This is a genomic window from Cloacibacterium sp., from assembly GCF_047601505.1.
Taxonomy (GTDB): Bacteria; Bacteroidota; Bacteroidia; order Flavobacteriales; family Weeksellaceae; genus Cloacibacterium.
On the sequence record NZ_JASGJD010000001.1, the window covers coordinates 2440238 to 2453512 of the forward strand.

At 29.6% G+C, this 13275-nt stretch carries 3 protein-coding genes; all 3 read right to left on the reverse strand.

The window, feature by feature from the left end; all coding sequences use genetic code 11:
- Window position 1 precedes the first annotated feature (1 nt).
- Genes QM746_RS11180 through QM746_RS11190 form a run of 3 tightly spaced genes read right to left on the reverse strand, consistent with a single transcriptional unit; the run spans window position 2 to window position 13274 of the window.
- Window positions 2-10408, reverse strand: coding sequence for a SpvB/TcaC N-terminal domain-containing protein (locus tag QM746_RS11180; RefSeq protein ID WP_414984295.1), 10407 nt, complete (start codon window positions 10406-10408; stop codon window positions 2-4).
- A 16-nt stretch (window positions 10409-10424) separates the two neighbouring features.
- Entirely contained in the window at window positions 10425-12386 is a 1962-nt protein-coding gene (locus QM746_RS11185; RefSeq protein WP_414984296.1) for a T9SS type A sorting domain-containing protein, read from the reverse strand.
- A 36-nt stretch (window positions 12387-12422) separates the two neighbouring features.
- Complete coding sequence (locus tag QM746_RS11190) at window positions 12423-13274, reverse strand: hypothetical protein (protein ID WP_414984297.1); 852 nt, start codon at window positions 13272-13274, stop codon at window positions 12423-12425.
- Between the last annotated feature and the right edge of the window lies 1 nt (window position 13275).

Consider the following 13275-nt stretch of genomic DNA (forward strand, 5'->3'; position numbering starts at 1 on the left):
TTTAATTTATCTTAGGACGTTTAAAATTAGGCGGATTTTTTAATGATTTTTTATTTATTTCACCACCATAGCGCGTCCTTGTTTTTTTTCCATTTAACACCCTTTGAATGTTTTCAGTATAAACAGCTCTTATTTCTATAGGATTATCTTGATTGTGTTGTCCAGTATCATCAGATGAATTTCCAATAGCCTCATCGTATTCGTGTTGCGTTTCATGGGCTACTAATTCATCAATAGAAGAAGATTCTATTCCTTTCCAGTCTTTGCCGCTTAAGTCATTTATATTAAATGTTGTCAACGTGTGTTTAGAATCGTTGTCTTTTTTCCCGTAATTCATAGACAGTTGTGTATTATTTGGATTTACAGGATCAGTTACTTCATTTACAGCACCTTTTTGATGTAGGTGTAGTAATTTATCATTTGCTAATTGTTTTATTTGTCCTCTTGAAATTAAATTTCCACCATTTTCGATCTTTCTTAAAGCTTTCAAATATTGATACATAGTAGGATTACCTTTTGAAATTGCTGGATTATATCTTTTACCAGTATTTTCTACTGAATATTGTTTTGTATCTTTATTATAATAAATATTAGCTACATAAAAATTTCCGTTTTTATAAACATAATTAATGCCACTATTATTTACATATATTATCCATCTTCCGTCAGGATCAATTGCATTTATTGGATTATTTGCACAATAAATATATGGTGACATACTCGGATATTTTTCAGCAAGTGGGTCTACATTTAACCACAGTGATACCCTTGGATTATAGTATCTAGCACCATAATAGTAGTAACCCGTTTCAGAATCCTGCTCTTTGCCGTTAAACTTATAAGGAGTATTGTAAGAATTTTTATGGTTCTCTACAAATACCTCTCCACTTGGGAAATACTCTATACTCTGCGTTACCTCACCGTCTAAACCTGTAATAAAACTACTAGAACCAAGATGATCAGGATGATACCAGTACACATCTTTCTCCTGCGCTGTTCCTGTATACGAAGATACACAATTTTCTGCATATCCCGCATTTTGTCCGTAATTAATTGGTAGCGTAATGCTGTTGGCTTGCATAATGGCTAAGCAGGCAGCAGTATTGGCCTCTAATTTTGCTTTAGCAGTAGATTTTTCATTTATATCTGTTGCTCCACTGCCAAATGGAGTAATCAGCCAATTACAATTAAAACTACCAACATTGGCTCCTAATCCTAACCTACTGCTTACTCTTTGTGAACCTGCATAATAATGTTTAGTGTATTTAAGATTAAATTTATTATTGCTGTAGCTAATGCTGGCATTAATTAATCCATTAGGATAGATACTGTATTCACTGGTAGTAGCTGTAGTGCTCACTTGCTCTGGCAATAATACAGAGGATGAATGAGAGACTTGTTTTATTATTCTTTCTCCGCCTGCATCATACGTATAGATTGCTGCGCCATCAACATCTGGAGTAGAAGGATTGGTGTCTACAAAACGTAAGCGGTTTTCTTCGTCCCAAATAAAGGTTTTCTTTTTTACATTTTGGGTGTCACTTATTTTTTTGTTAATTTCAGTAGGGTTTCCTACGGCATCATAGGTATATTGCTCAAAATTAACAGTAGGGTCTGTTGTACTGCAACAAGCAGCATTAGTACCCGGTTCATCTACAATCTGCTTAGGTGCATGCGGTCTTGCTGCATCATAAGAATAGGTAAGTCTATAAGATGTTGGAGTAATTGCCGCCCAAGTAGTGCCATTATCTAGAGATTTATCGTGTTTTTGTTTTTTCTCTGTTACATTGTGCAATTCGTCATAAGACATGGCTACATCATAACGTTGTTTTTCTATCTGGTTAGCGGTATTATATCCATTCCACGTACCGGTAGCAGAGGTAAGTCTGTATAAATCGTCATAATTGTAGGTCATTTCTGTACCTCCACCTAAAAGACCGGTTAATATGGTGGCATTGTTTTTTACAGATTTTACGTTGGATACTTTGTCATAAACATAAGCGTTATCCATAAACAATCTGCTGCCTTTTGCTGCAGAAGTTTGGGCTTTCATACTGGCTAATCTTCTTCTGTCAGCCTCATAATCATAGGTGGTTTCTGTACCGTTACCATATTTTAGATAAACTCTTTGTTCAAATTTATCATAACCTAAATCATCTATGATACTCTGAGTATAACCGTCTTTTACAGAAGACATTGATTTCAGGTTACCTCCTTGGTTATAGGTGTAGGTAACTTTTTCGCCATCAGAATAGATAATAGATTTTACACGGTTCCAAGTATCATATTCCCAAGAGGTATCAAACCAATATACACCTGCTCCAGGAACAGCTACAGAACGTCTGTTATAGACCAACTCACCTAATTTTCCGTATTTAAACATTTGCGTACCTGTAGCATCTGACTGATAGGTTAATCTGCCTACAGAATTATTATCCATCGCTGCCTGATCTTTGGCTTTTCCATAAAAATATTTCACGTTATTCTCTGGAAAATCAGGATAATTAACTGCTTTTAATCTGCTATAGTCGTAATCATACGTTATCGTTTGGTTTTTGGCATTTTTCCTTGATATAAGGTTGCCAGCCAAATCATATTCATAAGTAGAGATTCCACTATCAGGATGTTCTAATTTAGTTCTCCTGCCAAAATCATCATATGTGCTCTTAGTAAGGTTTCCTTTGGTATCTCTAACTTCTAAAATATTGCCTACAGCATCATGTGTAAAGCTGGTGGTTATATCTCCTATTGAGTTGATTTCTTTTACTGTAGTGGTTCTGCCCTTTATATCTGTGTAGGTTTTCTTTATTTTTCCTAATTCATCAGTAAAAGTAGTTTCCATCATTTTCCTTCCCAAATAATCAGTACTGAAGTCATAAGAAATTTGAGATATACCGCCATCTGGCAATGTAGTAGAAATTGCTCTATTAAATATATCATAAGTAGTAACAGTAGGGGAAACACTCGTATCATAATTTGTATTAAATGAAGTGTTTGATGCCCCTACACTTTCTATTGTAGGATAATAAGACCAACCCGGTAAACCTGGTTTATATTCATCAACAAACCCTGAAACTATAAATTTCTGTTCTTCCTGTTTTGTTGAAGAATTAAAAATTGATGCAGATTTTTTCACCTGAACAGGGGATCCCAATCCATCTGAAATAGTAATTGTTTTAATAGATGAAGAAGGAAATTCTGGATTATAGTGCTCCGTAATGGCAAAAAACTCATTGTAAGTTTTATTCGCAGTGAAAATTGACGGATATGTAAAATGAATTGTCCAATCTATGTTATTGAATAATTCATAAGGTCCCACAATATCAGTAGTTCTGCCAAAAGCATCATATTTATACTTCATTGGCTGAAGATTCATTTCTTCTGTATAAAGAGGTACTCCAAGTTTGAAATCATATGTACTCTTACTAGAATAGCCAAAAGCATCTTTTACCTGAATAGGATAAGTTGCTACTTTATCATCATATACATATTCATGATAGAATCTTTGGTTATCAGCATTAGCCGGACCGGTAGATTTTATAATATTGCCATAGTCATCATATTCAAAATCATAGATAGCTGAAGTTCCATCAGTATAATTTTTTATTTCTACTTTTAATAAATCTCCATTTGAGTTATATTGAGCTTCCCTTTCTCTACTAACTGTAGTACCTGTAGTACTTACAATTGTTGGAAGAGACAAATATTGAGAAGCATTATCTGTAGTTTGATAAGAAACAGTAGAGGTTAAAATCTCAGAGTTTCCAATTTCCTGATCGCCATAGTCTTTAAAGCTAGTTAAATTTCCATATGAGTCATAAGAAATAAATTCTGATTTTGTAGATTTAGAACCACCATTAATTTCATAAACTGTTTTTGTAATTAAAGATGGTGTTGGAAAATATGAGAAAGATTTTCGTTTTTTTTCATCTTCTTTTACATAGATAAATTTATCTTCATCTCTCACAAATATATCATCAACTGTATTTGCTATTGATATATCAGAAATAGAATTCTGAGTACTTCTATCCCTTAGAATATAATTATTAACTTCTGAATTTATTTTTTTGTCAAAACTACCTGAATAAGAAGTTTTTTCTTTTAATAGTCCTTTTTTATAATAACTATTATTATAATATTTTTCTTCTAATGATGTTTTATTAGAAGCTATTGTTCTAACTGTTTCAAATCCATAAAAACTTCTCTCAAACCTGCTATAAAATCCATTTTTATACTCTACATTATAATGTTGGTCTAGTTTACCATATGATTTTGTTGCATTATTCTTTATGTCACAATAGCTAAGTACCATTTTTGCATGAGGAGAATCATAGGTATTATCAGATTTTTTATACTCACATTCCCAACTTCCGCCACTTGCTAAAACGACCTCTTTTAATAAATTTACCTGAGATAATAAATTCTTATAAACAAAACCACTATTAGAATCAGATGCAGTAACCATATCCACATATCCGTCCCCATCCATATCTTTAAAGGCAGCTTCAGTAAACCCAACTGTAGTTCCTGAAGATTTACCAATTGTTGTAGTAATCTTAATTCCAACAATAGTAAAAATAGCAGGAAAGACAATTGGTATTAATATAGTTCCTGCTGCATTCCCTCCATAACTGGTAGATTTATTTATACTTTGTAAATAAATTCCTTTGGTACTTCCATAAGAGTAAAATGTATTACCTGCATTAATATAGATCATATTATTACTATAATCAATAACATCTGGTAATCCATCATTGTTAATATCTAAGAGTTCTTTATTTACTTTGTCTTTTGATGTAGAATAATTAGATCCTGCGTCGAAACTACCTTTAAAAATTGAAAGACCTAACCCTGCAGAAAAACTATCTGAAGAAGAATTAGAAAAAATTAAATCATTATTTGCCCAATCTCTACTATTATCAAAAAAACCTTTCGTTACATTCAATTCAAATTTTTTATTATCATATCTATCAGGTAATCCATCTCCATTAATATCAACATAGTTATGTTCTACATTTTGAATGTTTTTATTATAATCAACATTTACTGAAAGAGAGTGAGCACCACCATTTTCTCCTGAAGCTTGATTAGCCATCGACATTCCATCTGTACCAGTATTGATAAAAAATAGTCTACTACTTTTTCCATGTGAAAAACCAAATCCTGAAGAAACACCATTATTATTAGCTTTTGATAACGAAGCAACATCTAAATTATTAATTATAGAATTAACATTTCCAGACCTATACCCAAGGGAATTAGATAATGAAATCTTGTCAAGAATATAATCATCAGGGAATCCATCTCCATTGAAATCTAGCAGAGATCTCACAGACTTAGTTTGAGATTTAAGATTAGTAGATGCTCCAAAACTTAAATTACCTCCAAATAAATTAGCTCCAACTTTAGCACTCGTACTTTCGTTTTCAGTAACAAAACTAGGCGCACTCATTAGATATGATTTAGTATTACAAATCAAATCATTTTCTAAGTCTACTAGTTCTTGAATATTAGGGATTCCTTTTCTACTAGAACTCAAAAATTCCCTATCAACATATGTCTCATAATTTAAAGAAATCCACTTTCTAATATAGTCATAACTTTCTCCAATAAATGGATTACCAGTAGTACATCCACCATTAATAACATCGCCGGCTTCATCTGGACAATTATCATCTGTGTCAGGAACTCCATCACCATCACTATCAGGTTTTTTCAAAAAAACTGCACTTGAATAAACTGGAGTAAAATATTGATTAGCAAAATCTAAAAAAGAATTATCTATTATTGGATTTCCATCAGTATCCAAAGAATAAGGAAGAACATCAGGTGCTGTAGTATTGTTTTCATCTTCATCATACAGACCATCAGTCTTCCATCCAGGACTTAAACTAGTCATTTTAAGTTTTGTAACATCTATTTTCATATCTTGTACAGTCCCTGTATTAGCAAGATGGGGATTTTTGGTTATGTTACCATTAAGAGAAAATGCACCCCATCCTCTATACAATTGTCCAAATCGTTGATCTACTGATGTATTAGAAAGTGCTATATTTAAATCTTGTTCAGAAGAAATCCCTAAATAAGGTGAACTTAAAGAATTCTTGATAACGCATATAGCATTTGACTCATTCACAATTTCTAAATGTAAACCTCCTGCTGGAAGCTGATTTCCACCACCTGTCAATGTTACAAGATAATCACCAGGTGTTAAAGGATATAGTTTCTCATCACCACAAGATTTAACATCATTATATCCACTAGAACATCCAAAATAATCTCCAAAACTAGGACCAATAGAAAGTCCTACAAAATAGCTACCTCCATACGAACTAGTAAAACCATAAACTCTTTTTAAACTTGCGTTACTTTCTAAATGCAAATTACCACTATAAATATTATTATTTGAAAGATTACGAAGATCAATTACTGAGAAGCTTTTATTTCCTGAACTACCTAGGTAGTTATTCATTAGACTCTTCTTTTTGAGATTATGACTTGAAGCTAATAACCTATCAATAAAGTCTTGATTATATTCAGGTGTTGAAACCTCTAAATACATCTTTTTCCCAAAGTCTAAATTTGTAATTGTATAATCTTTAAATGAACTTATGGTAAGAATTCCATTACTTACAGTATATGACTTTTTAGCTATAAGTTTACCTTCAATTTTAGCAGTAATAGTAAATTTTCTACCATTATCCGATGATTTTGGGATAAAATCTGAGTCTAAATAAATAGGGCCAGAAATTGAAGGAATAATATTGTAAATAATGTAATTTCCAATTTTTTTATTATAACTGTATACAACATTTTGAATATCTTGAACAAAATTTAATGAATTATCATTAGAATTAAGTTTAGACAATTTAGCTTTTACAAATAGATCAGGCCAATGAATATTAGAATCAGACAATACTTTTAATTCAGCAGTTTTATCTTTATCGATAGTTATAACTTTAGAATAATTAGAATCGAATAATTTTCCACTTTCAAGAGTTATTGTTGAAGCTGTATCTTCAACTCCATCAATATAAAGAGCTAGCTTTACATCATCTGATAAAATATTAGTGTTTTTATAGGAAACTTCTAAATTGTAAGATCCAGTCTCTTGGGATTGAAAAATATTACTAGGTGTAATGGTAAAATCTTCATTAGCATTATAAACCAATAAGCTTTTTTTATTTTCATCTACTGTTATTGTAGATGAATTAATGTCTGTGTAAGTAATTGTAGGATTCCAATTGACTTTATCTAAGTCACCATTATATTTAGATGAAACTCTAAAAAATAGTTTTTCACCCTTTTGAATATTTAATGATGAAGCATTAAGATTATAAGTTGTAAAATCTCCAGCATTAATATTCTTGACAATTGGATCTGAATCAGACTTTTGAAAAGAAACAGCAACACCATCTAATTTTGTACAGTCTATTTCTTTTGGACATGCGCCATAATCTACAAGGTTAAACTTGTTAACAACATCAATAACACCATTTCTAGGAGCTACCCATACCCTAACAATATCATGAAGAGGATTGTTTTTCTCCATTTCAGTTATTTCATCACCAGAAAAAATTGGTTCAATTTTATTTGTTATACATTCCTTAATGAAAATAGGAACTGGAGTTTCAGCGCTATCTTCAATGAATGTTGGAATTCCATTTTTAATTCTGTTAAAATAGACTTTATTATCCTTAACAAAATCAACTAAACCATCTCCATTAAAATCAAAAAAATATTGATCATTAATAGATTTACCTGAATTTTTATCTACTCCTATATTAAAATATTTAGCTAGCCAAGCTGCTCCATAATTAGAAGAATAATCTACTGAATGTCCAAGAGAATTAATCGTTTGAATTGTTTTAACATTATTATAGCTATAAGAACCGCAATTATCAGTTTCAGAATTATTTTTAAACTCTTCTCTTCCTGAAGAATATGAAACAGAATTTCCCTTAAGAAAAACCTTATCAAGCAGACCATCTCCATCAATATCTATTAAAAAAGTTTTAATATTAGTATTTGACTTATTAGTACCATAGTGTGCTCCAATTGTACCAACATTAAAATTAAATAAGCTCTTGAAACCTTTTACAAATCCAACTCCAAGTCTAAAATTTGTTCCATTACTAGATGTTTTTGACCCATTTATAATAGAATAATTTCCTGAATAATCTCCTCTTGATTTAAAAGCAGTATCATTAAATACTCCACCACCAGCATTAATTGGCTTTTTTACATCAAATGATGAATCAGCAGAAGGAGCTTCATAATAATTAAATCTATGAGTATAAAATACTTTTTCCTGCCCATTTTCAATATAAACTTCTGAAATATCAGATAAAACACTTTTAAATAGTGTTTTATAATCTGATGGTTTATAATTAAGTTTATAAGCTCTTATAAAATTATTATCATAGTATATATTAATTCTATTTAATAATTGACTTTCAGTTCTCAAGAATCCCATTCTCGCGTCAGATCTTATATCTGATCTACCTCCAGATTTATCAAAAGAAACTTTATAAAGTTTAAGAGAAGTATTCTTAGTAGATTTGGTATAAACAATTTCCTTAAGATATAATTCTTTACCATTTTGTCCTGGTTTATTTTCTGTATAAGTTATTTTTTCATAATTATAGATTGCATAATTCCCATCAGCATCTATAATTTTGTATAAAGCCCAATAACCTATATTTCCATTACTATCCTTTAACGTATAGTTTTCATTCGTTTTGTTATCATCGTCATAACCATAAATATATTTTGTTCCATCTTTACTTATTATTTCCCACCAATAATTATTTGGTGAAGTTCCATGCCTTAAAACTTTCTCATATCCTCCTTCTACCCTAGGATAGAATCTGGTAATATCAGAAATAGTTATACTATCTCTTTTAGTTTTAAAAGCAGAAATTCTGTGAGACATTGTGTATTCTCCATTAATATTTTTGAAAGTTAATTGCTCTCCATTATATGTATATGTTTCAGACTCATAAATATTATCATAAGAAGGAGTTCCCCATCTTGTATCTATTGAAATAGAAGGTGTAGAAAGGTTCCAACCTTGACCTAGCCAACTATTACCACCATCACTACTATAGTTAATACTTAAAGATGGTTGAATTCCACTTCTACCTGCGGGTATTTTTAAAGGAAAACTAGTTGTAAGAGTTCCCATATTATTTGGAGTTGGAGGTGGTATATTAACAACACCTTCAGTAGGATTAGCGGCTTTAATGTCTTTAATAGAATTTGGAGTATAATTACCTGTTTCAGGAGACTCAGGAACCTTTATAATCCCATTGATCATATCTGTAAAATGAGTGGTTTTTGAAACTAAGATATTTTCATTTGTAATTAATGAGTCCTTTTCAAGAACTAACCACTTTTTTTGATTTCTATCAAAATAATAGGTTCTTATATCCTGTTCTGTATACCCTACAGGAATTTTTGTTTTATCATATCCTATAGAAACTTTTGCAGGCAAAACAAAATGTTCACCATGTGGGAGGAATCTGTATCCCGATGATTGCGCTGTTACATTGATAATTTCAGAATTCAGAACTGGTAAATCAATTTCATTTAAAGATGATATTGAGAAAGTTTTTCCTTCTTTTAAGGCGTCTTTACCAATATCTAATTTGGCACTTTCATAACTTAAAGAGGATTCCTCAGATTTATCAATAAATTTTTCTGATAAATTAAAACTCTTATTTTTTGGGATGATATAATTTTTTCCTTCTTCAAAAGAAATTTTTATGTTTTTAACTTTATAATAGTAATTAGCGTTTTTAGGGATTGTAAATGTCACATAGTTTTTACCTTTGTTAATTTCATCATAGCAAATCATTTCTTTTTGATGTGACCAAGTATTATTTACTTCTATATTTGGGTTTTTTCCAACAATCTCATCATTAATGAATTTAGATACAGATGTATGGTCTTTCAAACCATATAAGTCATATTCTAAATAATATGTTTTATCAGATTTAATTTCATCAGGTATATCAATAATAAAAACATTATCATAAACTTGATCAATTGGACTCAAGTTATTAACACCTATAATCCCTTCTTGTAAATCAGAAAAATAATAATGAACTTCAGATTTTCTTGGAAAGAAAGAAGATGAAAATTTATCTGTATGCTTATTATCAGATTTAGTGTTACTTCTTATACTATGTAGATTTTCATCAATACTATTTTCTGTATTATTCTGTGTTTTTGAATATTCTTTATCTTTTGTATAATCGACCTTCATCAAAGGTGTGATCTTCTTATTGCTATAAATAAAATTATTTAGCGAATATGCGTGTAACTGAGTCCAACAAAGTAAAAATACGATAAATTTAGAAATTTGATTTTGTTTTCTAAAAAAGTTGAGTAAGTTAGGTTTCATAAAAAAATTATGTTTTCTAGTCGATTATTAGTTTAAATACTTTTTTCTGAGATTCTGAATTAATTATAAGAATGTAACTTCCTTGAGTATATAAAGAATCTTTTATTTCATAAAACTTTTTGCCAGACAATTTTCGAGATTTAATTAGTCTTCCTGAACCATCAAATAGATGAACATTTACTTCTTCTGGCTTTTCCAAAGCAACTTTTATAGTGAAAAATTCTCCAGATTTTGTTGGATTTGGAAAGACTTCAATTCCATATCCTTGAGACTTATATATTTTAATTGATGCGGTTTTTACACATCCTTCTTTTGTAGTTGCAATAACATTATATTCACCTGGGTCATAAATTTTAATCTTGGAGAGATTACTGGAAAAACCATTTGATGAACTCCATTGATATTGGGTAGAATCATCAGTAATATTTTTTGAAGCATCTAATTCAATATACTCTCCAATTTTTAATTCTTTACCCTCACCTAAATCTATTGACAATTTATCATAGCTTTTGATATCAAAGTTAAATGACGAAGTATTATTTTCAGAATCCTTTATTTCCATTTGATATCTTCCTTCTATTAAGTCATCTAATTTGAATTTACCATCATTAGAAGTATGTGTTTCAATAATTCCTTTTTTATTTTTTGCAGATAGAACATATGGTGGAAAACCTCCTTTCATTTGAAGAGAAACACTACCTGTAGTATTATTACAAGTAGGTTGTAATAATTCATGTCTAGCAAAAAGTTTTTGTCCTATTGCGAAAGTGAAAACATCTGTTGAGGAATGATTCTTATCAAATTCAACATTTTTAAAATGTGCATATCCTTTTGTATCTATATAATCACATGGAACGGCTTCTACATTTGTACTGTTGAAATCATTTTTCCCATCTGTATTTATTAATAGCCAAAGTCTTTTTCCTTCAGGCATAATATCAATAATTTCTGAAACTTTAAACAAAACCTCGGACTTAATTAATTCATTTGAATCTGAAAAGTATCTTGTTTTCCACTTTCTTTTTAATATTTGATATCCAAAATCTTCTTTTGCTAATGACAAGGAATCTTTATTATTACCCCATATCAAAAATGTTTGATCTTTAAATTCTGTTTTGTTAACTCTATTATTTCTTTCAAAACTTGAAGCTGCAATAATTAAAGTGTTATCTGAAGAACTTTTAGATTGTTTCTGGTATAAACCCGAAAAATCATCTCTTGCTATTCCTGCTATATTTTCTGAATATTCATTATAATCTTCTTTTTTCCAAATTTTAATACTTCTAGAAGATAAATATTCTTTATATGGATTTGATACTCCATACTTAATAGATAAATAGGTATTGATTCTATCTTGTTCATTTTGATCTAATATTCTTCTATAAATAAAAAACTCAGGGATTTTTCCCTTAAAATAATCCCATTTACTTGAAATATCTTTTCCTATATATAAATTACTTATTCCAGAATTTCCCTGAATATCTTTTATTTTATTTGATGGAAAATCAAACTTTGAATACAATGAAAAAGATACTAATGAGTCTATTTTTTTTGGATCTATAAAATTAATTTGCTCATTATTATTTCTATATAAATTAGATGATGAATAGAAAAGAGATTTTTCTCCAGATTGATCCGTTGTAAATAATGCTGACTCTTTGTCTATTATATCATTTTGATAAACGGTATATAAACTTACTTTATCTAAGTTTTCAAATACAAATGGAGTTTGAAGAAAATTTTCTTTTCCATCAAACAATAATGTTTCGTTATAATTTATTAGTGAGTATTTTGGCTTATTATTGTCTGTTGGGGAATAGATTGTATTTAAATTATTACTATAATCAAAATAAGTCAATTTCTGATTCTTTAAAGAATCAGTTTTTATCCATATACTAACTCCATATACGCCTCCAGGGTTTTGAGAGTAAAGAAAAAATGAAAAAAATAGAGCTATAAATATATTGATTTTGTGCATAACTTTTTTATAATTAAAATTTAACTTTTTAATCCTCTATTCACATATAATTTTATCAATGTATGCATATGAAAAATGCCCATTCAAACCACATCTTGCGGCTATGAATTCAACAGTAAATTCTTCATTATTAGGAATAGAAGAAATGTTTAAATTTCCTATTCTCCATTCTGGGGTATATAAAGTATAAACTTGATCATTTTCCTTTCTTCTCTTATAAATACAATTCTCAGTATCTGCAACAAGACAAAACTCATCAACAGCAACTCCTTGTTGATTTAATATCCTCGCTTTAAAATATGGTTGCTTTCCAATATGTGAGTCATCCATAATCGTTTGCATGACAACTTTATAGTTAAACTGAATCTTATTTGAAGTCTTTATTCTTTTTGAAGTTGTAATTGCGTTTTGAGAGCCATTATAATTTAATTTTAATGCATATTGGTCAAACGCTTTTATATTTCCTAAATAGGGATCAATGTAATTTGAAGGTACCATAGCTGCATAGATATTAGCATTAAAATTATATTTTGGTATATAGTATGTTGATATTGTATTAGACGGAATAATTGCGTTACATTGTGAATTTGAAACATTTGTAAGATAAAAATTAAAATCTTTAGCATATGGGACACCATTATTTGTTATAAATTCCTCAAATTCACCATTAGAGCATTGTTGTACATTATTTTGAGTTGTCTCAACTTTATAAAACTGTTTAATTTGATTATTTAATTCTAAGACTCTTAAGGTCTCTAACTTTTTTTGCTCAATTTCATTCGTTATTATATTTCCCTTATCATTTTCTAATATATTTTTTTGTTTATTTTGGGGAAAAAAAGAAATAGAAATCAAGATAAAAAATAATATGTAGTATTTTTCTTTCATA